The sequence below is a fragment of the Micromonospora sp. NPDC047756 genome, assembly GCF_055587245.1.
In genome coordinates this window covers 588,574-607,920 of record NZ_JBVJGQ010000001.1, presented here as the reverse complement: position 1 = coordinate 607,920, position 19,347 = coordinate 588,574, and the positions used below count along the sequence as shown (strand labels likewise).

The window sequence follows — 19,347 nt, the reverse complement described above, 5'->3', positions numbered from 1 at the left end:
CGGGCGGACAGCCGGAGCCGGTCGTGGCGGATCAGCCCGTGGCGCTCGGGGTGCCCGTCGCGCTGCTACTGCCCGTCGCGCTCGTGCTGGCCTTCGGTGTGGTCGTCGGAGACGCGCTGGTCGGCGCGTTGGTCGGTGCCGAGGGCAGCGTCGTCGGGGTGTTGCTCGGGGTGTTGCTCGGGGTGTTCGACGGCTTCGGCGTGGTGCTGAGGGTCGGGGTGGGCGTCGGGGTGGTCGTCAGCGTCGGCGTCGGCGTGGGCGTCGCGCTCTCGGTGGGCTTCGGGGTGGTGGTCTTCGTGGGCGACGGGGTCGGCGTCGGCTTGGTGGTCTTCGTCGGCGACGGGGTGGGCGTCGGCTTCGGGGTCGAGACGGGCGGAGTCGGGTTGGTCACGACCGGTGCCGGCACCGCGCCGATCACCCGGGTGGCCGCGTACAGCCGGGACCAGCGGACGACCGAGATCTTGACGACGTCACCAGTGGTGGGTGCCTGCACCATCTTGCCGTTGCCGATGTACATGCCGACGTGGTGGATCGTGGTCCAGCTGCTGCCCGAGGCGAAGAAGAGCAGGTCGCCGGGGAGCAGCGCGCTCTGCGGGACGGTGCGGCCCCGGGTGGCGGCGTACTGGTCGCGGGAGACCCGTGGCAGGTCGAAGTAGTCGGCGCCGGGGGACCGGTACGCCGCCCACATCAGGCCCGAGCAGTCGAACTCGTTCGGCCCCTCCTCGGACCACTTGTACGGGTCACCGAGCTGGGCGAGCGCGTACCGGACCGCGGCCAGTGCCCGGGGGTGCGCGGCCATGCCGCTGATGCTCTGGTCGGTGACGTAGCCGGCGCCGATCTGCTGTTCGGCGGCTTCCTGCTGACGTTCGATCTGAATCAGCGCGGCGGCGTTGTCCCGGCGGAGCTTGAGCAGGCTCGCCTCGGCGGTGCGCAGCGCCGTCTCACCGGCGGTGAACTTCGCCTCGGCGGCGGTCAGCAGATCCTTGGCCTGGCTGTGCTTCTGGTAGGCGGCCTGCTCGCCCGCGCGGGCCCGGGACAGCTCCCCGGCCACGCCGGTGGTGCCGCCGTCGACCTTCTCGCCGCGGGTGATCGCCTGGAGGCGGCTGAGCCCGCGGATGTCCTTGGCGAAGTCGCCCGGCGGCAGCGCGGCGGCGGCCTTGACGGCCTCGGTGGCGGCGGTGTCGGCCGACTGCTGGGCGCGGAGCAGGGCGTCCTGCGCGGTCGCCAGCGCCTTGCCGGCCGCGTCGAGCTGCGCCTGCGCGTCGACGCGTTGCTGCCGACTCACCAGCAACTCCTCGCCGAGCGCGCCGACCTGGACCTCACCGGCGGAGATCGCGGTGGCCAGCGGACCGTTGCCGATGTTGACCACCGGAGGGGCGGGCACGCCGGCGACCGGAGCGCTGCCCGGCAGTTGGAGCGAGCCGGTGACGGCCGGGCGCGAACCCGTGTCCGGCACCGTGGTCGGCACGCCGGGCTCCGCGTACGCGGGGGTGGCCAGCACGGCTGCGGCGATCGCGCCGAGCAGGGCGGCCCAGAGCTTCGGACGCAGGACCGGCGAGATCACCGGGCTCCGTCGTCGCTGCCGTCGCCCGCGCCCGCTGTAGACCATGCCGCTCCCCGTCCAACCACTCGTCGCCGCGCTCGGTGGGCGCGACCGCCGGGACGGTACCAGTGTGTGTGTTCCGCCCCACCTTGTTACTACCGCACCGCGCCACTCATGTCGATGCGTTGTCGGGTTACGGGAGGCTGAGAGTCTGGTGAGGTGGGTCGCTGCCGGCGACCGTGCCGCCGGACCCGTCGGTGTCGCGACGTACGCTCGATCCGGACCGCAGGTGGAAGGGACGTGCCATGGACGCCGGACTCAAGCGTGAGCTCGAAGCGAAGGTGTACGCCGGTGAGCGGCTGACCCGGGAGGACGGGGTCGCCCTCTACGAGAGCGACGACCTGACCTGGCTGGGGCGGCTGGCGCACCACAAGCGCACCGAGCTGAACGGCGAGCGGGTGATGTTCAACGTCAACCGGCACCTCAACCTGACGAACGTCTGCTCGGCGTCCTGTGCGTACTGCTCGTTCCAGCGCAAGCCGGGCGAGAAGGACGCGTACACGATGCGCATCGACGAGGCGGTCCGCAAGGCCAAGGAGATGGAGGACGAGCAGCTCACCGAGTTGCACATCGTCAACGGCCTGCACCCGACGCTGCCCTGGCGTTACTACCCGAAGGTGCTGCGTGAGCTGAAGGCGGCGCTGCCGAACGTCAAGCTCAAGTGCTTCACGGCGACCGAGGTGCAGTGGTTCGAGAAGATCAGCGGCCTGAGTGCCGACGAGATCCTCGACGAGCTGATGGACGCCGGTCTGGAGTCGCTGACCGGTGGCGGCGCGGAGATCTTCGACTGGGAGGTCCGGCAGCACATCGTCGACCACGCCTGCCACTGGGAGGACTGGTCGCGCATCCACGCCCTGGCGCACAGCAAGGGCATGAAGACCCCGGCGACGATGCTGTACGGCCACATCGAGGAGCCTCGGCACCGCGTCGACCACGTGCTGCGGCTGCGTGAGTTGCAGGACGAGACCGGCGGCTTCGCGGTCTTCATCCCGTTGCGCTACCAGCACGACTTCGTCGACTCGGCGGACGGCAAGATCCGCAACCGGATCCAGGCGCGCACCACGATGGCATCGCCGGCCGAGTCGTTGAAGACGTTCGCCGTCTCCCGGCTGCTCTTCGACAACGTGCCGCACCTGAAGAACTTCTGGGTGATGCACGGGCTGTCGGTGGCTCAGCTCTCGCTGAACTTCGGCGTGGACGACCTGGACGGCTCCGTCGTCGAATACAAGATCACTCACGACGCCGACTCGTACGGCACCCCGAACACGATGCACCGGGACGACCTGCTGCACCTGATCTGGGACGCCGGCTTCCAGCCCGTCGAGCGGGACACCCGCTACAACGTGGTCCGGGAGTACGACAAGGCCCCGTCGCTGGCGCAGCGGCGCGCCGAGCCGCAGCAGGTCTGGGCCTGAGTCACCACGTACCCTCGCAGTCGATGACCGAGCAACGAGGACCTGAGCCGCAGAGCGGGTTTCCCCGCCGGGACGCCGAGGGCCGCATCCGTACCCTGGGCGATCTGCTCGGGGTGTGCCTGGCCGGCCTGGTCATCGGGGTGCTCGCGTTGGTGTTGTTCGACTGGGCGTTCGCGGCGATCGGCGCCGGCGACTTCGGGCACACGAACGGTTGGCTGGCGGTGATCCTGCCGGCCTGGCTGTTCTGGGACGACTTCCGGGCCTGGGAGTTCGGCGCGGCCCGGGTGGTGGCGGCGGTGGTCGCCGCTGCCGTCGGGGTGTTCGCCGGGCTGCTGATCGCCGGTCTGGGTGCGGGGTTGCCGCCGCTACTCTCCGGGGCGTTGGCGGCGGGGGCGTTCACGGTGGCGTACGCGGCCCTCTGGTTCCCGGGTGTCCGCTGGCTGGCCCGCCGGACCGGCTGACCGCGACCGCCCGTCGGGCGGCTCGACCCTTCCGCCGGCAGTGGCGGGCGACGGAGAGAACGGAGTGGTGCAGGTGAGTGCCGCGCTCAAGTACACGCTGGGCCGGATCGGGCTGTTCGTCGCAGTGCTGGCGGGCCTCTGGCTGGTCGACATGAACGTGTTCCTGAAGCTGATGCTGGCGCTGGTGTTCTCCGCCGCGCTCTCCTTCTTCCTGCTGCGTGGCTGGCGGGACGAGATGGCCGGAGAGATCGCCGAGGCGACCGAGCGCCGCCGCACCGAGAAGGAACGCCTCCGCTCCGCCCTGGCCGGCGAAGACGAACCCCCCACCCCCGACCAACCCTCGCGTTGATCATGAAGTTATTGCCACGACACGCCGATCAGCCGGGCAATAACTTCATGATCAACCGACGAGGGTGGGCTGGGATCGGCCTACCGGATGGGGTTGGGGGTTGGGTTACCAGGTGGTGGAGCCGGGGGCCTTGGGCCAGGGCTTCGAGATCGGCTTGATCAGGTACGCGATGCCACCGGAGCCGCCGGAGACGCCGCCGCTGGCGTTGACGCGCTTGGTACGCAGCCAGATCTGCTCGAACTGCGCGCGCTTGTAGACGTTGCGCACGACGTCGTTGCTGGACGAGGCCGGATCGTTGACGATCACGTCGCCGTCGGCGGTGAAGCCGACCACCACGAAGAGGTGCCCGGAGGTGCCGTAGTTCGCCCCGTCCAACTCACTGGCGAGGAATGACTGACTGGTCACGACGGGGATGCCGGCGGCGATGAGGCGCTCCAGCTCGTCCAGCGAGTGCAGCCTGGTCACCCGGCCCTCCAGACCGGGGAAGCTGGCCGCGTACGCGGTGTTGAACGGCCAGTTGCCCGCGCCGTCGTACGCGTAGTCGTAGGTCATCCGGGCGGCGTGGTTGACGGTCGGGTCGGGGTAGGTCGGGTCGACCCAGGAGGTGTCGGCTGTCGACGGCCGGCGACCCCAGTACTCGACGACCATCTCCGTCGAGGTGGGCGAGCACCACGCCTCGCCGCCGCCGTCGTACTCGGGGTAGTGCCCGGAGTGCACGTTCTGCGAGTAGCGCGGCACCGGCAGTTCCCGACCCCAGGCGATGTGTCCGGCGCTCGGCGGCACCGTGAACCGGTCCGGCACCGTGGAACTCATCGCGCCGAGCATCCGGACCACCGGGGCGGCGCTCTGCCCGGGCGCGCGGTAGAGGGTCAGCTTGAGCTGGTACGACCGCAGCAGCACCCCGGCGGTGGCGTCGTCGATGCTGAAGGTGTCGGTCCAGATCGTCGACCAGGGGTCGCCCTGTCGGTTGACGCTGGTTCGCCGGATGTCGGTGTCGCCGGACGCCCAGCGACCCAGGACGTACCACGGGGTCTGGTCACCGCTGGTGTAGCTGCCCTGCATCTCCACCTGGATCCAGGTGCCGGCGGGGGTCTCCGCGTTCCAGGAGGCGATCAGTTCGGTGGCGTCGAACCCGATCCGGGTCACCGGCGAGGTCCAGGTGCCGTACTCCCAGGTGCGGGTGGCGCCGGTGTGCGGGTCGGCGTACTCGGTGGTGCCGGCCGGGCGGGCCAGGGTGACGCCCGCTCGGGCACCGGGCACGACGCGGGTGCCGGCCCGGCTGCCGCGGTGCCAGTCGGCGGGCCCGGACCAGTCCTGGTAGGTGATCTGCTCGTCGTGGGCGGGGGCGGGCGGGTGCGCCGCCAGCGCGGGCGTGGCGCTGGTGAGCAGGGTGAGCGTGGTGACGCCGGCGAGGGCGGCCGCGCGCAGGCGGGGTCTGGCCATGGGTGCTCCGCGGTGTCGAGGGGGCATCGTCGCTGGTCAGTTTTCCGCTTGGAGGGAAGTTTCGCCAGATGTTGATAGGTGGAAAATCATTGCCGCCATGATGATCCGCCTGGGATGGCCAACGCAACGATCAATGTTGATATGACCATGTGACAGGTGGTGAAGTGTCCTTCACCGAGCGGGATCTCCCGCCCATCGAGGAGGTAGTCCATGGCCCTCCGCACGCCCATCCCCCTCCGCCGTGCCCTGGTGCTCGCTGTCGTCACCGGGCTGGGCATCGTCACCGTCGCCGCCGGCCCGGTCGCCGCCCGACCGGCACCGGACCGCACCGCTGAGCAGGCCGCCGCCGGCTACCGGGTGCTCGGGCCCCGGACCCTCGCCGACCGCAACGCGGTGGCCCGCACCGGAGCCGCCATCGACTACTCCGAACACGGCGTGCTGCACATCTCGGCCACCGCGGCCGAGGCCGCCGCGATCGGCAAGCTCGGCTTCCGGCTGGAACCGCTCGCCCCGCCACCCAACGCCGAGCGCGGCGCCGGCGACTTCGGCGCGCTGGCCTTCCCGCCGGCCGACTCGAACTACCACGACTACGCGGAACTGACCGCCGTCGTGAACCAGGTCGTCGCCGACCACCCGGCGATCGCCCGCAAGATCAGCATCGGTTCGTCGTACGAGGGCCGCGACCTGATGGCCGTGAAGATCTCCGACAACGTCGGCACCGACGAGAACGAGCCGGAGATCCTGTTCAACTCCCAGCAGCACGCCCGTGAGCACCTGACCGTCGAGATGGCGATCTACCTGCTCAACCTCTTCACCGACAACTACGGCAGCGACTCCCGGATCACCAACATCGTCAACGGTCGGGAGCTCTGGATCGTGCCGACCGTCAACCCGGACGGCAGCGAGTACGACATCGCCACCGGGTCGTACCGGTCCTGGCGCAAGAACCGGCAACCCAACAGCGGTTCGTCCAACGTCGGCACCGACCTGAACCGCAACTGGTCCTACAACTGGGGATGCTGCGGCGGCTCGTCCGGCAGCACCTCGTCGGAGACCTACCGTGGGCCCTCGGCGTTCTCCGCGCCCGAGACGCAGGCGCTGCGCAACTTCGTCAACGGCCGGGTCGTCGGCGGTGTGCAGCAGATCAAGGCCAACATCGACTTCCACACGTACTCGCAGTTGGTGCTCTGGCCGTACGGCTACACCACGGCGAACACCGCGACCGGGATGAACGCCGATCAGTACAACACCTTCGCCACCATCGGCCAGCAGATGGCGGCCACCAACGGCTACACCCCGGAACAGTCCAGCGACCTCTACATCACCGACGGAGACAGCCTCGACTGGATGTGGGCGACCCACAACATCTGGGCGTACACCTTCGAGATGTACCCGGGCTCGGCCAGCGGCGGCGGCTTCTACCCGCCCGACGAGGTGATCCCGGCGCAGACCTCGCGCAACCGGGAGGCGGTGCTGATCCTCAGCGAGTACGCCGACTGCCCGTACCGGGCCATCGGCAAGCAGGCGCAGTACTGCGGCGGCGGTGGCGGCACCACTGTCTGGTCGGACACCTTCGAGACCGCCACCGGCTGGACCATCAACCCGTCCGGCACCGACACCGCCACCCTCGGCGCGTTCGAGCGGGGCGCCGCCCAGGCGACCACGTCCTCCGGGGCCAAGCAACTCGCCCCGTACGCCGGGTCCAACGACCTGGTCACCGGCCGGCTCGCCGGCTCGGCGGCCGGTGACTACGACGTGGACGGCGGAGTGACCAGTGCCCGGTCGCCGGCAGTGACCCTGCCGTCGTCCGGCACGCTGACCCTCTCCCTCGCCTGGTACCTGGCGCATGGCTCGAACGCCTCGTCGGCGGACTACCTGCGGGTGAGCGTGGTGCACAACGGCGGCACCACAGCGCTGCTCACCCAGGCCGGCGCGGCCAGCAACCGTAACGGGAGCTGGGCTCTGGCCAACCTCAACCTGACCCCGTACGCCGGCCAGTCGGTGCGCATCCTGGTCGAGGCGGCGGACGCGTCCGGAGCAAGCCTGGTGGAGGCGGCTGTGGACAACGTCACCATTACGTCCTCCTGATCGGGTGGGGCCCCGTCCCGCCCCGGCGGGGCCCCACCACCCGCTCCTGCGCCTCCAGATCCGGGACAAACCCCTCGTGCGACGGGGCTGCGCGATCGAGCCACGCCGATCGGCCCTTGATCGATCCGGCACGTCCTGGCGGTGCGCTACCGTCTTAGCGACCAGTCCGCAGCGAAGCCGGTGCTCATCCCGGCGCTGTCCCGCAACTGTGATGCCCCACCGGCAGGTGGGGACGAGCCAGGTCGCCTACGGATCGGTCGCGAAACGCGCTCTCGAGGAAGGGCGCCTCGTGGGCGGGCGCACGAAAGTCCCTGTCGGCGAAGCACCACACTCCTCGACCGACAGGAGGCCCCCATGAACAGACGTACCCCTCGGATCTTCGCGGCGACCCTCGCGGTCGCCGCGCTCGCCCTCGGCGCGTGCGCCGAGAAGGCCGACGACAAGCCGAGCGCCGGCACCGCTGCCGCCGCCTACCCGGTCACGGTCGGCGCGCTCACCCTCGACAAGCGCCCCGAGAAGATCGTCGTGTTGTCGCCCACCGCCACCGAGATGCTCTTCGCGATCGGTGCCGGCCCGCAGGTGACCGCCGTCGACGACCAGTCGAACTACCCGGCCGACGCGCCCAAGACCGACCTCTCCGCCTTCCAGCCGAACGCCGAGGCGATCGCCGGCAAGAACCCTGACCTGGTGGTGCTCTCCGACGACCGCAACAAGATCGTCGAGCAGCTCGGCAAGCTGAAGATTCCGGTGTACCAGACCCCGGCGGCGGTCACGCTCGACGACTCGTACCGGCAGATCACCGAACTGGGCACGCTGACCGGTCACGCCGACCAGGCCACCGACGTCACCACCCGGATGAAGGACGACATCGCCAAGCTGGTCAAGGACCTGCCGCAGCGCACCGAGAAGCTCACCTACTTTCACGAGCTGGGCCCGGAGCTCTACAGCGCCACCAGCAAGACCTTCATCGGCTCGCTCTACAGCCAGGCCGGCCTGACCAACATCGCCGACCCGGCCGACGCGGACGGTAAGAACTTCGGCTACCCGCAGCTGTCCCAGGAGATCATCGTCAAGGCCGACCCGGACTTCGTCTTCCTGGCCGACGCCAAGTGCTGCCAGCAGAGCGCCGACACGGTCAAGGCGCGCAGTGGCTGGGCGGGCCTCACCGCGGTGAAGAACAACCAGGTCGTCGCCCTCGACGACGACATCGCCTCCCGCTGGGGCCCACGGGTCGTGGACCTGCTCCGGGTCATCATCGACGCGGTCGCCAAGGTGCCCGCGTGACCGTCGTCCGTCAGTGACCGGGTCGCGCCAGGTGTCCGAGCCGGCACCAACCGGTCGGTCGACCGAGCCGCCGCCGTCATCCCCGCGGGCCGAGCCACGTTCTCCGGCCCGGCCCGCCGGGCTGCCCTCCGGGGCCCGGCCCGCGGGGCTGCGCATGCGGTGGCTGGTCGCGGGCCTGGTAGCGGTGCTCGTCGCGCTCGTCGTCGGGGTGTCACTCGGCCCGGTGAGCCTGCCCCCGGGCAGCGTCGCCGCCGAGCTGCTCAACCTGTTTCCCGGGGTGCACCTCGACAGCGGGCTGACCGAACGTGAGATCGCCATCGTCACCGAGCTGCGCCTGCCCCGGGTGGTGCTGGGCCTGCTCGTCGGCGGTCTGCTCGCCCTCGCCGGTGGTTGCTACCAGGGCGTGTTCCGCAACCCGCTGGCCGACCCGTACCTGCTCGGTGTGGCCGCCGGCGCCGGCCTCGCGGTCACCGCGGCGATCGCCCTCGGCGGTGCCGGCCGGCAGGGCACGCTCTCCGGGTTGCCGATGACCATCCCGCTGGCCGCGTTCGCCGGTTCGCTGCTCGCCGTCACGATGACCTACGTGCTCGGCGCGGCCGGTGGACGACGCGGGTCGCCGGCCATGCTGATCCTGGCCGGGGTGGCGGTCTCCGCGTTCCTCTCCGCCGGGCAGACGTACCTCCTGCAACGCAACGCCGACAGCATCCAGCCGGTGTACTCCTGGTTGCTCGGCCGGCTCGCCACCGCCGGTTGGCACGACGTGCTGCTGGTGCTGCCGTACGCCGCGCTGACCACCGTGGTGGTGCTGCTGCACCGCCGCGAGCTGGACGTCCTCGCGGTCGGCGACGACGAGGCGAGGAGTCTGGGCCTGCACCCGCAACGCACCCGATACCTGTTGATCGCCGCCGCCTCGCTGGGCACCGCCGCGGCGGTCTCCGCGACCGGCCTGATCGGCTTCGTCGGCATCATCGTGCCGCACACCGTCCGGCTGCTCGCCGGGTCCAGCTACCGGGTGATCCTGCCGATGTCACTGCTGTTCGGCGGCGCGTTCCTGGCGCTGACCGACGTGGTGGCCCGCACCGCCGCCGCGCCGTCCGAGCTGCCCATCGGAGTGGTGACCGCCCTGCTGGGCGGCCCGTTCTTCGTCCTCGTGCTGCGGACCGCCCGACGGGCGCTCACGTGAGCCGCGAATCCGCCGCCGACACACCGGCCGTCGAGGTGCGCGGGCTGCACGTCGCCCTCGGTGGCACGCCGATCCTGACCGGCGTCGACCTCACCGTCGCCGTCGGCGAGTGGGTCACCGTGATCGGCCCGAACGGCGCCGGCAAATCCACCCTGTTGCGCGCCGTCGGCGGCCTGCTGGCCGCGCCGAAGGCGATCACTCTCTTCGGTACGCCGAACGCCGCGCTGCGCCGTCGGGACCGCGCCCGGATAGTGGCCACGGTGGCGCAGTCCCCGGTGGTGCCGCCCGGCATGTCGGTGCTGGACTACGTGCTGCTCGGCCGCACCCCGTACATCCCGGCGCTGGGCCGCGAGTCGACAGCCGACGTCGACGCCGTGCACGAGGTGCTGGGGCGGTTGGACCTCGCCGGCTTCCACCGTCGCGAACTGGCCACCCTCTCCGGCGGCGAACGGCAGCGGGTGTTCCTGGCCCGCGCGCTCGCCCAGGGCGCGACGTTGCTGCTGCTCGACGAGCCGACCAGCGCGCTCGACATCGGCCACCAGCAGGACGTGCTCGAAGTCGTCGACCAGCTGCGCCGAGAGCACGGCCTGACCGTCCTGGCCACGATGCACGACCTCTCCCTGGCCGGGGAGTACGCCGACCGGATGGTGATGCTCGCCGCCGGTCAGGTGGTGGCCGCCGGAAGTCCGACCGAGGTGCTGACCGAGGAGCTGCTGGCCACCCACTACCGGGCCAGCGTCCGGGTGGTCCCCGGCGCCCACGGCCCGCTGGTCGTCCCCGTCCGCCCCGCCCGCCCCTGAGCACGCGGACGCTGGGTCAGGGGCCCAGGTCGATGACGGAGAAGAGGGCGCCCTGGGGGTCGCGGAGGGCGGCGAAGCGGCCCGCCGGGATGTCGCGGGGCGGGACCAGGATCGTTCCGCCCAGCTCGGCGGCGCGGGCCGCGGCGGCATCCGCGTCGGCCACCGCGAAGTACACCGTCCAGTACGCGGGCAGGTCGGCCGGGAAGTCGTCGGCCAGCGGCGGCATCATCCCGGCGACGATCTGCGTCCCGAGCCGCCACCCGGTGTACGTCATCGCGCCCACCGCCTGGTCGTCGGGCTGCCAGCCGAACACCAGCTCGTAGAAGACCTTCGCGCCCTCGGGATCGGGGGTGACCAGTTCGTTCCAGCTCATCGCGCCCGGCACGTTGAACACCTCGGCACCGGCCATGGTCAGTGGCTGCCAGACGCTGAACGTGGCACCGGCCGGGTCGGCGAAGACCGCCATCCAGCCCCTGTCGAAGACCTCGAACGGTGGTACGACAACCTGCCCGCCGGCCCGTTCGACCCGGCCGGCGACCAGCTCGGCGTCGTCGGTGGCGAGGTAGGTCGACCAGATCGGGATCTGGTCCGGAATCGCGGGCGGGCCGGCGCCGGCCACCGGCTTGCCGTCGAGCAGGAAGACCGTGTAACCGCCCGCCTCGGGTTCCGGCGTGACCCGGCCGGTCCAACCGAACAGCTCCGGGTAGAAACGCCGCGCGTCGGTCAGGTCCGGGGTGGCCAGGTCGGCCCAGCAGGGCGTACCCGGCGGGACGGTGCTCACGTCACGACCCCTCTCGACCCGGCGGCCCATGCGGCCCCCCTGCCGGAATCCTGGCACCGTCCCGCCGCGGCCCGGGGCGGAAACGGACGAATCGTCAGCTGAACCGGCGACCCTCGTCCCGTCGGTACGCCCAGCTGGCGAGCGCGGCGAGCAGCACCACCCAGACACCGAGCATGATCAGCGCCAGCGGTTGGACGCGGTAGTCGCTGACCGCCGCCCACATCAGCTCTGCCGCGCCCCGGGTGGGCAGGAACGGGGCGATCGTCTCGATGAATCCGGGCGCGTCGCCCGGCGCGGAGAGCAGTCCGCCGCCGAACGCCAGCGGCAGGAAGACGATCTGCGCGACGACGATCGCCGCCTTGCTCGGCAGCGAGTAGCCGATGGCCAGGCCCATCAGCGTGAACGGCACCGAGATGACGGCCACGGTGCCCATGGCCAGCAGGAATGCCATCGGGGTGACCTCGGCCGCGGTCAGCGTCGCGCCGATCACCACGACCGGGATCAGCGAGAGGTACGTCAGTGCCAGGCCGGCCAGCACCCGGCCCGCGAACCGGGGCGCCGGTCCGGCCGGCAGGGTCCGGGTGTACGGGTTCCACGGCTGGTCGCGGTCCTCGGCGACGCCGACGCCGTACTGGAAGATGTTGGCGCTCATCACCGAGAAGGTGACCATCGACGCGGTGGCGAGGGTGGCACCGACCGAGTCGTCACCGGCAAACGGCACCACAAAGAAGATCATGGCGGCGGCCGGGAAGAAGGCGCTCCCGACGATCGCCACCGGAATCCGGATGATCTCCAGGAGTTGATATCGGGCGTGGACCAGGGCCAGTTGCACGGCGGCCTCCTCAGACGGTGGTGGGTCGGCCGCCGGAAACGGCGGTGGTGGGTCGGCCGCCGGAAACGGCGGTGGCGGGTCGGTCAGCGGCGGTGGTCTGCTCCGGGGTGGACCCGTCCCCGCTGGTGATGGCGAGGAACGCCTCCTCCAGCGAGGTCGGTCGTACCTCCAGGTCGGTGAAGGCAGTTCCGGCCGTGACCAGCGCTCGAACCAGTTCGTCGGCGTCGGTGGTGAGCAGGTGCAGCCGGCCGTCGACCCGTTCGGTGCGGACCACCCCCGGCAGGTCGGGCAGGTGGTCGGCGACGAGGCTGACCCGGCGTACGCCGACGATGCCGCGCACCGCGGCCACCGTGTCGTCGGCGAGCACCCGGCCCTGCCCGATCACCACCACCCGGTGGGCCAGCGCCTCCACCTCCTCCAGGTAGTGGCTGCTCAGCAGCACGGTGCCGCCGTCGGAGTGGAACGCGCGGATCGCCTCCCACAGGGTGTGCCGGGCGGCCACGTCCAGGCCGGTGGTCGGCTCGTCGAGGAGCACCAGCCGGGGTCGGCCAACGAACGCCAACGCCACCGCCAGTCGACGGCGCTGCCCCCCGGAGAGCCCACCGGTCTGCCTCCGGGTGAGGTCGCCCAGGCCGAACTGGTCGAGCAGTTCGCCGCGGGGTACCGGGTCCGGGTAGTGCGCGGAGACGAAGTCGACGACCTCGCCGACACGCAGCGTGCCCGGAAGGCCGGTCTCCTGGGGGGTGACCCCGACCTGTCGTCGGCTCGCCGGGTCGCGGGGGTCGCCGCCGAACAGCTCGACCCGCCCCGAGCTGGGGCGACGCAGGCCGACGAACAGGTTCATCAGGGTGCTCTTGCCGGCGCCGTTCGGCCCGAGCAGGCCGACCAGCTCACCGGCTCGGACTTCCAGGTCGACACGGTCGAGTGCGAGGACGTCGCCGTACCGGCGGCTGGCCTGGTCGGCGCGGGCGAGGGTCATGGCTGCTCCTTCGACGGGGTGGGGTCGAGCAGGGCGCGGATCGCTTCGGTGTACTCCTCGAACGCCAGCCGACCTCGTCGGCTGAGCCCGACCAGGGTCGCCGGGGTGCGTCCACGATGGGTCTTGCTGATCTCCACGTAGCCGGCGTCCTCGAGTTTGCGCAGGTGCACCGATAGGTTGCCGGCGGTCATCGCGAGCAGCTCCTGTAGGCGGGGGAACGCGATCTTGTCGCCGACGTTGAGCGCGGAGAGGCTGGCGACGACCCGCAGCCGGGCTTGCGCGTGGATGACCGGATCCAGCTCGGTCACGGCTGCTGTCGCTGTCGCTGTCGTCGCCGGGCGAGCGCGCCGGCCACCAGTATTCCGCCGCCGCCGGCCAACGCCACGACGAGCGGATGCCAGCCCGGCCCGGCGAACGCCCCGACCAGGTTGATCACGCTGATCCAGACGCCCAGCCGGAACAGGTCCTGGTCCAGCCAGATTGCCCCGCCGGCCATGTGCAGCGCACCGGTCAGCCCGACGGCGGTCGCCGACCAGAGCAGCGCCGCCAGGTCGTGCGGCAGGTGCTCGGAGATCCGGCCCAGCCCCGCGTAGACGCTCACCGTTCCGAGGGCCCAGGCGTACCCGTACCACTTGCCACGCCGGGCGGAGTCGCCGCTCACCTGGCCGTAGGCCCGCACGCTGACCACCGCCTGGGTGGCTCCGGCAGTCGCGAGCAGTACGAAGAGGACGGTCAGCGGCAGCCAGCTCGGCAGTGCGACCAGCGCCCGGTCACTCGGGGGGAACCGCAGGAAGAACAGCCCGAAGCCGACCAGCCAGGCGACACCCCACGGCCAGTAGAGCAGGCGGGCGTCGGGGTCGAGCTGGCGTGCTGTGGCGGACCGCTGGTCCTGGATCAGCCGGAGCGCCGCTGCGGCGTCAGAGGGTGGTGAGTCATCGTCGAGGTCCACGCAAACTACTTTAAGGCACAAAGTCGAGCGAGGTGACCCCGTCATCACCGACGGGACCCCCGATCCCGGCGAGCATTGCCTATGGTGGTTCAGTCGTGACGACTGATCCGTCGCACAGGCCACAGGGGAGGGTTCGTGTCAAGCCCGAGCAATGAGCTGGAGGTCCAGCCGGAGGCTCTGACGGCGTTCGCCGCCGGGTCCAGGGATCGGGCGACCCGTTTCCGCGAACTGCACCGCGCATTCGGCGACGGGCACGTGCCGCGGCACGCCTTCGGGGTGATGCCGGCGTCCTTCAACCTCGCGGCGGCGTACGCCGAGCAGTTCGAGGCGTGCCTCCAAGGGCTGGCCGACGGGGCCGAGATGATGGCCGACATCGCCGAGGGGCTCGACGACACCGCCGCCGCCTACACCGGCACCGACGTCGCCAACACCGACCTCTTCGTGCCCGGCCGTCCGCCCGCTCCCGACCTCATCGCGCCCGGTCCCTGGTCGGGTGGCACCGGCGCTCCGACCGGTCCGGTGCCGGCATGAGCACCGAGGCGCTACAGCGCAACAAGACCTACTTCGAGCAGATCGTCTCGGGCACGCCCGACCCCTTCAAGCCGCTCTCCAACGCGGTGCTCTGGCCCTTCGAGCAGCTGCTGGAGCTGGTCGCCGGGGAACCCGACGACCTGATGCGGGCCGCGCAGCTCTGCCTGGACACCGGCACGGCGGTGCGGGAGATCGCCGGTGACCAGATCGCCGACCGGGCCCGGTTGCGTGGCGCCTGGACGGGCGATGCCGCCGACAGCTTCCACGCCTCGATGGAGTCGGTGGAAGCGGCGATCGAGAAGTTGGCCCAGGGGCTCGACGGCACCAAGGACGTGCTGGTCGAGGCGGCGAACGCGGCGGTGGACGCGTTCAATCTGCTGGTCGAGCTGATCCTCGAGTTCCTGCTCTGGTTCCTCACCGAGGTGATCATCGCGGCGGTGGCCGCGGCGCTGAGCGCCGGCGTCTCGTTGGCCGCCACGGTGGTCCGGGTGCTGGCCCGGCTGGCCACCACGGTGGGTCGGATGGTCAAGATCGTCGCACGGTTCGCCGAGGTGCTCACCCGCCTCGCCGCCCGGCTGGGCAAGGTCGCCGGGCAACTCCGCGAGTACGCGGACACCGTCATGGAGATCAAGAAGCGAAAGAAGCAGTACAAGCTGCTCAGCAAGGGCGGCTGGACGGCCGAGGGTCGAGCCTTCCAGGTGGAGAAGTTCAAGACCCTCTTCCCGGGCAAGTTCGTCATCAACCAGGTCTCGCCGGTCAACATCCCCGGGTTCGGCGGCGCCCTGCTGGACACCGGCGTGGGCCTGCACGACATCTCCGACGGGCAGAAGGACCGCAACTACCTGGTGGACGGCACGTACAGCGAGGACCTGGGCCCGTACACAGCGGGTGTGCAGAATGTCTTCGACTCCATCGTGAACTGAGAGGCAGCCATGACCTTCCCCGCCCTGGACCGCATCGAGGCGCTGGCTCGCAACCTCGACGGATGGCAGCGGCAACTCGCCGACCGGATGGCGGAGCTGGAGCAGACCAGCGCCGAGGGTGTGAGTGACTCCGGTCTGGTGCGGGTCACCGCCGCGGCCGACGGCAAGATCCTCTCTTCGGAGCTGAACGCGCGGGCCATGCGACTGGACTCCTACAGCCTGGCCGAGGAGTTCACCGCGGCCGCCAACCGAGCACAGGAGGCCGCTGCGGCCCGCGTCCGCGAGTTGGTCGGGGAGGTCATCGGCGACCCGGGCGCCGGCCCGCGCCGGTCCGCCGACCACGAGGGACGCTGATGACGATCGACGGGAGTCAGGCGCGCTACGTCGAGGGGGTCACCCGACTGCTGGCGGCCGGGGAGCAGGTGCGCGCGGTGGCCCAGGTGCGAGCGGGCGGCGGGCTGACGCCCGCGCCTCCTTCGCAGCCGTCGGCCCCACCCGCCACGGGTGGGCCGGGCTTCCTGGGCGTCCTGCTCAACGTCCTCTCGCCGAACATCACCTTCGGTCGGGCGGACAACGCCGTCGACTGGCTCTTCTTCGGTGTCGGAGGTCGAGGCGAACCGGACTCTCAAGCATCAGTGCTGCACCACGCCCTGACCGTGGCGGCGAAGGGCAGCGGCCTCCGGACCCTCGTGCTGGGGGTCACCGACCAGCGGCTGCTGCTCGGCGCGACAGCACCCGTCGGCCTGCTCTCCAGCTCCGCGGCGGACGAACAGGCGCAGACCGACATCGAACTGCTCGGGTCCGTCCCGCGCGCGGCCGTGGCCGCCCGGGTCGGCAGGTACCGGTTGAACTGGAAGCGGCTGCGCCTCGACTTCGCCGACGGGTCGTGGCTGTCGTTCCACGTGCCGCTGGCCGACTCCAGCCGCCCGCTGCGCGAGGTCGCGGCGGCCCTGTCAGCCGGCTGAGCCCTCGACCAGCGGGGCGGGCAGCGGCGCGACGTGCAGCACCGCCAGCCGGGACACCGCCCGGGTGAGCACCACGTACAACCGGTGCAGCCCACGCGGCTCGGCCGCGACGATCGCGGCCGGCTCGACCACCACCACATGGTCGTACTCCAGGCCCTTGACCAGCGTCGCCGGCACCACGGTGACCCGTTCCGCGGCCGCCACGTCGTCGGCGGTCGCGGTCTCGACCCCGGCCTCGGCCAGCGCCGCGCGCAGGCCGTCGACCGCGTCGTCCGCGGCGATCACCCCGACCGATCCGTCGTGCGCGAGCGCCGCGCGCACCTCGGCCACCGTCGCCGAGGTCAGGTCGGTCACCGTACGCACGTCCAGGCCGCCGTCGTGACGCAGCGACTCAGCCGGCGGTACGTCCACCGCGAGCGCCGGGAGCAGCAGGTTCGCGAACGCGACGACTGCGGCGGGCACCCGGAAACCGACAGTCAACGGGACCACCACCGCGTTCGGCTTGCCCAAATGGGCGAGGGACTCCCGCCAATCCGTCGCCGCCCACGGCGCGGTGCCCTGGGCGAGGTCACCGAGGAGCGTGACCGAGCCGTGCTCACTGCGCCGAGCGATGGCCCGACACTGCATGGGGGAGAGGTCCTGCGCCTCGTCCACCACCACGTGCCCGAACCCGGGGAGCCGTTCCAGCAGTCCGGTCGCCTCGTCGATCAGCACCGCGTCGGCGGCGGTCCAACGGGTCGCCTTCGGCGTGCGGGCCGGCTTCACCCACGTCAACCGCGCCTGCTCAGCGTCGCTGAGCAGCCCGTCCGCCGCGGCGGCGAGCCGGACCGGGTCGGAGAACAAACTGTGCACCAGCCCTTCCGGGGTGAGCGATGGCCAGACCGCGTCCAGGAAGTCGAGCACCGGCCGGCAACGGCTCATCCGGCGCAGCCAGGCGTCGCTGGGCGACTCCGCACGCCGCGCCTCGGCCTGCCGTTGCAGCAGACTCACCACCCGCGCCTGGACACGTTCCCGACCCGTGCCGTACGGCAGCCCCTCCCGGCGGGTCTCCTCGACGATCCGGTGCAGCGGCTCCACCCCGATCCGCCAGCGGAACGAGCCGTCCGACACGGTGATCGACTCGGTCGGAGTGCCGATCCGCGCCTGCACGGCACGTCGCAGCACGCTCGCCATCCGTACGTCGTGTTTGAGCGCGGCCACCGCCGGTGCCTCGACCGCCCGAACCGCCACCCTGGAGATCAACTCCTCCACCGTGGCCTGCTCCACCTCGACCTCACCGAGCGCCGGCAGCACCGCCGCGATGTACGACAGAAACGCCCTGTTCGGCCCGACGATCAACACACCCGCCCGCCGCAACCGCTCCCGATGCAGGTAGAGCAGGTACGCGGCCCGGTGCAGACCCACAGCCGTCTTTCCCGTACCCGGCGCGCCCTGCACACAGATCGAGTCGGCGAGATCAGCCCGAACCAGCTCGTCCTGCTCCGGCTGGATCGTGGCGACGATGTCCCGCATCGGCCCGACACGTGGACGCTCAATCTCGGCGGTCAGGATCCGACTGCTCGTACCGAGCTCCTCACCCCGATCCAGCCGCTCATCCTCGAAACTGGTCAGCACACCATTGCTGAACCCGAACCGTCGCCGAACCGCCACCCCCTGCGGATCCCGCACACTGGCCCGGTAGAACGACCGGGAGACCGGTGCCCGCCAGTCCAGCACCAACGGTTCACCGCGCTCATCGGTGACATGCCGCCGCCCCACGTGATACCGCCGCCCGTGATGATCGTCGCTGGCGTCAGGCGCGGTCGGCTCGCTGCCGGACCTGCCGGCGGTGGTCCGGTTGTCGGTGGCCGTGTTGCCTGTGGTGCTGTCCTCGACGGTCCGGTTGTTCGTGGTCCTGCTGTCCGTGGTCCGGTTGTTCGTGGTGCTGCTGTCCGTGGTGCTGCTGGTGGTGGTGCTGACCCCGGCGGTCCGGTTGTCGGTGGCCCTGTTGGTCGTGGCGCTGTTGTCCGTGGCGCTGTTGTCCGTGGTTCCGTTGCCGGCGGTGCTGTTGTCAGGGGCGCCGGCGAAGTCGAGGCGGCCGAAGAAGAGCGGAGTGGTCGGGTCGTCGGCCAGTTCGGCGACCCGGCGGGCCAGGGTGCGACCGAGCGTCTCGGCCGCGTACGCGTCGCCGGCCACCTGGTCACCGGTGGCGAAGAGAGACTCGGCCCGCTCCCGCATCCGAGCCAGTGCCGCCCGCGAGGTGCTGAGGTGTGCGCGTTCGGCGGCCAGGTCGGCGTCGAGGTCAGTGTCGGTGTCGGTGTCGGTGTCGACTTCAGTGTCGGTGTCGGTGTCGACTTCAGTGTCGGTGTCGGCGTCGAGCTCAGTGTTGGTGTCGGCGTCGGCCTCGGCCTCGGCCTCAGTGTCGGTGTCGGCGTCGGTGTCGAGATGAAGTGCGGGCATGCTGACGTCCCATCGTTCACATCTGCTGCGCGCTCGCGTGTCCGGGGGCGGATGGCCGGCCGCCCGGCGCGAAGACGTCCGTTCCGGTGCAGCTCACCTCGGCCGTCAAGCGGCCTGCAACCCTACGCCTCCCAACCCGCCGCAGCCATCGAATTACCGACGCGACCACCCGTCCGAGACGGAGTGTCGCCAGGCCGGCTGTCGCTGGGGGATCACGCCCGCTCCGCCTCCTCATGCCGCGGCCGCCGCGACGTCAGAGATCGACTCGACTCGGCTTTCAAGAGGCCGCGGTGCCCGGCCCCGGTGCGACGCCCCGGTCTCC

General features: G+C 71.1%; 19 protein-coding genes. 11 read left to right on the top strand and 8 right to left on the bottom strand.

All coding sequences use genetic code 11. From position 1 onward, the window contains the following. Positions 1-31: 31 nt before the first annotated feature. Positions 32-1,609 carry a C40 family peptidase gene (locus ACZ6NZ_RS02815; RefSeq protein ID WP_465855189.1) on the bottom strand — a complete coding sequence of 526 codons (1,578 nt, stop codon included), beginning with the start codon at positions 1,607-1,609 and terminating at the stop codon, positions 32-34. 239 nt (positions 1,610-1,848) lie between these two features. Here ACZ6NZ_RS02815 and mqnE point away from each other — a divergent pair, with 239 nt between their 5' ends. The 3 genes from mqnE (at position 1,849) to ACZ6NZ_RS02800 (ending at position 3,828) form a co-directional block, all read left to right on the top strand. After that, positions 1,849-3,018 (top strand): aminofutalosine synthase MqnE, encoded by a 1,170-nt coding sequence (gene mqnE, locus ACZ6NZ_RS02810; RefSeq protein ID WP_238683249.1) that lies wholly within the window; start codon positions 1,849-1,851, stop codon positions 3,016-3,018. Positions 3,019-3,041: 23 nt separating this feature from the next. Beyond that, complete coding sequence (locus tag ACZ6NZ_RS02805; RefSeq protein WP_465855187.1) at positions 3,042-3,479, top strand: hypothetical protein; 438 nt, start codon at positions 3,042-3,044, stop codon at positions 3,477-3,479. A 73-nt stretch (positions 3,480-3,552) separates the two neighbouring features. Continuing rightward, positions 3,553-3,828, top strand: a complete 276-nt coding sequence (locus tag ACZ6NZ_RS02800; protein ID WP_366606175.1) for a DUF4229 domain-containing protein — start codon at positions 3,553-3,555, stop codon at positions 3,826-3,828. A 105-nt stretch (positions 3,829-3,933) separates the two neighbouring features. On the opposite strand, the gene ACZ6NZ_RS02795 is transcribed toward ACZ6NZ_RS02800, so the two are convergent. Next, entirely contained in the window at positions 3,934-5,271 is a 1,338-nt protein-coding gene (locus ACZ6NZ_RS02795) for a C39 family peptidase (protein WP_465855184.1), read from the bottom strand. A gap of 210 nt (positions 5,272-5,481) precedes the next feature. Between ACZ6NZ_RS02795 and ACZ6NZ_RS02790 the strand changes: the two genes are divergently transcribed. The 4 genes from ACZ6NZ_RS02790 to ACZ6NZ_RS02775 all read left to right on the top strand — a co-directional run bounded on the left by ACZ6NZ_RS02790 (position 5,482) and on the right by ACZ6NZ_RS02775 (position 10,626). Then, positions 5,482-7,359 (top strand): M14 family metallopeptidase, encoded by a 1,878-nt coding sequence (locus ACZ6NZ_RS02790; protein ID WP_465855182.1) that lies wholly within the window; start codon positions 5,482-5,484, stop codon positions 7,357-7,359. A 354-nt stretch (positions 7,360-7,713) separates the two neighbouring features. Beyond that, positions 7,714-8,643, top strand: coding sequence for an ABC transporter substrate-binding protein (locus ACZ6NZ_RS02785; RefSeq protein ID WP_465855181.1), 930 nt, complete (start codon positions 7,714-7,716; stop codon positions 8,641-8,643). Positions 8,644-8,797: 154 nt separating this feature from the next. Beyond that, positions 8,798-9,826: a FecCD family ABC transporter permease gene (locus tag ACZ6NZ_RS02780; protein ID WP_366605860.1), complete on the top strand. Its 1,029-nt coding sequence runs from the start codon at positions 8,798-8,800 to the stop codon at positions 9,824-9,826. After that, positions 9,823-10,626 carry an ABC transporter ATP-binding protein gene (locus ACZ6NZ_RS02775; RefSeq protein WP_465855180.1) on the top strand — a complete coding sequence of 268 codons (804 nt, stop codon included), beginning with the start codon at positions 9,823-9,825 and terminating at the stop codon, positions 10,624-10,626. The genes ACZ6NZ_RS02780 and ACZ6NZ_RS02775 overlap by 4 nt, the downstream gene beginning before the upstream one ends. Before the next feature lie 16 nt (positions 10,627-10,642). Here ACZ6NZ_RS02775 and ACZ6NZ_RS02770 read toward each other — a convergent pair whose 3' ends face one another. The 5 genes from ACZ6NZ_RS02770 to ACZ6NZ_RS02750 all read right to left on the bottom strand — a co-directional run bounded on the left by ACZ6NZ_RS02770 (position 10,643) and on the right by ACZ6NZ_RS02750 (position 14,167). Further along, positions 10,643-11,407 carry a VOC family protein gene (locus ACZ6NZ_RS02770; protein ID WP_357196629.1) on the bottom strand — a complete coding sequence of 255 codons (765 nt, stop codon included), beginning with the start codon at positions 11,405-11,407 and terminating at the stop codon, positions 10,643-10,645. Between the two features lie 94 nt (positions 11,408-11,501). Continuing rightward, positions 11,502-12,239 (bottom strand): ABC transporter permease, encoded by a 738-nt coding sequence (locus ACZ6NZ_RS02765; RefSeq protein WP_465855177.1) that lies wholly within the window; start codon positions 12,237-12,239, stop codon positions 11,502-11,504. A gap of 10 nt (positions 12,240-12,249) precedes the next feature. Beyond that, the gene (locus tag ACZ6NZ_RS02760; protein ID WP_465855175.1) at positions 12,250-13,218 is read right to left on the bottom strand and encodes an ABC transporter ATP-binding protein; all 969 of its coding nucleotides are present in this window, start codon (positions 13,216-13,218) and stop codon (positions 12,250-12,252) included. Further along, positions 13,215-13,526: a transcriptional regulator gene (locus ACZ6NZ_RS02755; protein WP_366605853.1), complete on the bottom strand. Its 312-nt coding sequence runs from the start codon at positions 13,524-13,526 to the stop codon at positions 13,215-13,217. The genes ACZ6NZ_RS02760 and ACZ6NZ_RS02755 overlap by 4 nt, the downstream gene beginning before the upstream one ends. Beyond that, complete coding sequence (locus ACZ6NZ_RS02750) at positions 13,523-14,167, bottom strand: transporter (RefSeq protein WP_465855173.1); 645 nt, start codon at positions 14,165-14,167, stop codon at positions 13,523-13,525. Before ACZ6NZ_RS02750 ends, ACZ6NZ_RS02755 begins: the two co-directional genes overlap by 4 nt. A 135-nt stretch (positions 14,168-14,302) precedes the next feature. On the opposite strand from ACZ6NZ_RS02750, the gene ACZ6NZ_RS02745 reads away from it, so the two are divergent. From ACZ6NZ_RS02745 to ACZ6NZ_RS02730, 4 genes are read left to right on the top strand one after another with little or no spacing between them, the layout of a single operon-like run. Beyond that, positions 14,303-14,698, top strand: coding sequence for a type VII secretion target (locus ACZ6NZ_RS02745; RefSeq protein WP_465855171.1), 396 nt, complete (start codon positions 14,303-14,305; stop codon positions 14,696-14,698). Beyond that, entirely contained in the window at positions 14,695-15,621 is a 927-nt protein-coding gene (locus tag ACZ6NZ_RS02740; RefSeq protein ID WP_465855169.1) for a WXG100 family type VII secretion target, read from the top strand. The genes ACZ6NZ_RS02745 and ACZ6NZ_RS02740 overlap by 4 nt, the downstream gene beginning before the upstream one ends. Before the next feature lie 9 nt (positions 15,622-15,630). Then, a complete protein-coding gene (locus ACZ6NZ_RS02735) occupies positions 15,631-15,975 on the top strand; it encodes a YbaB/EbfC family nucleoid-associated protein (RefSeq protein WP_366605846.1) in 345 nt (114 codons plus the stop codon). Beyond that, positions 15,975-16,586 carry a hypothetical protein gene (locus tag ACZ6NZ_RS02730; RefSeq protein ID WP_465855167.1) on the top strand — a complete coding sequence of 204 codons (612 nt, stop codon included), beginning with the start codon at positions 15,975-15,977 and terminating at the stop codon, positions 16,584-16,586. Before ACZ6NZ_RS02735 ends, ACZ6NZ_RS02730 begins: the two co-directional genes overlap by 1 nt. Here the strand turns inward: ACZ6NZ_RS02730 and ACZ6NZ_RS02725 are convergent. Continuing rightward, entirely contained in the window at positions 16,575-19,025 is a 2,451-nt protein-coding gene (locus ACZ6NZ_RS02725; RefSeq protein ID WP_465855165.1) for a HelD family protein, read from the bottom strand. The two genes, ACZ6NZ_RS02730 and ACZ6NZ_RS02725, sit on opposite strands and share 12 nt — an antisense overlap. Positions 19,026-19,347 lie beyond the last annotated feature (322 nt).

What these genes read in the sequence shown, in the direction of transcription:
- ACZ6NZ_RS02760 (WP_465855175.1), bottom strand. Translation starts at nt 13,218, where the DNA reads ATGACCCTCGCCCGCGCCGACCAGGCCAGCCGCCGGTACGGCGACGTC.
- mqnE (WP_238683249.1), top strand. Translation starts at nt 1,849, where the DNA reads ATGGACGCCGGACTCAAGCGTGAGCTCGAAGCGAAGGTGTACGCCGGT.
- ACZ6NZ_RS02725 (WP_465855165.1), bottom strand. Translation starts at nt 19,025, where the DNA reads ATGCCCGCACTTCATCTCGACACCGACGCCGACACCGACACTGAGGCC.
- ACZ6NZ_RS02805 (WP_465855187.1), top strand. Translation starts at nt 3,042, where the DNA reads ATGACCGAGCAACGAGGACCTGAGCCGCAGAGCGGGTTTCCCCGCCGG.
- ACZ6NZ_RS02780 (WP_366605860.1), top strand. Translation starts at nt 8,798, where the DNA reads ATGCGGTGGCTGGTCGCGGGCCTGGTAGCGGTGCTCGTCGCGCTCGTC.
- ACZ6NZ_RS02730 (WP_465855167.1), top strand. Translation starts at nt 15,975, where the DNA reads ATGACGATCGACGGGAGTCAGGCGCGCTACGTCGAGGGGGTCACCCGA.
- ACZ6NZ_RS02740 (WP_465855169.1), top strand. Translation starts at nt 14,695, where the DNA reads ATGAGCACCGAGGCGCTACAGCGCAACAAGACCTACTTCGAGCAGATC.
- ACZ6NZ_RS02785 (WP_465855181.1), top strand. Translation starts at nt 7,714, where the DNA reads ATGAACAGACGTACCCCTCGGATCTTCGCGGCGACCCTCGCGGTCGCC.
- ACZ6NZ_RS02795 (WP_465855184.1), bottom strand. Translation starts at nt 5,271, where the DNA reads ATGGCCAGACCCCGCCTGCGCGCGGCCGCCCTCGCCGGCGTCACCACG.
- ACZ6NZ_RS02735 (WP_366605846.1), top strand. Translation starts at nt 15,631, where the DNA reads ATGACCTTCCCCGCCCTGGACCGCATCGAGGCGCTGGCTCGCAACCTC.
- ACZ6NZ_RS02790 (WP_465855182.1), top strand. Translation starts at nt 5,482, where the DNA reads ATGGCCCTCCGCACGCCCATCCCCCTCCGCCGTGCCCTGGTGCTCGCT.
- ACZ6NZ_RS02815 (WP_465855189.1), bottom strand. Translation starts at nt 1,609, where the DNA reads ATGGTCTACAGCGGGCGCGGGCGACGGCAGCGACGACGGAGCCCGGTG.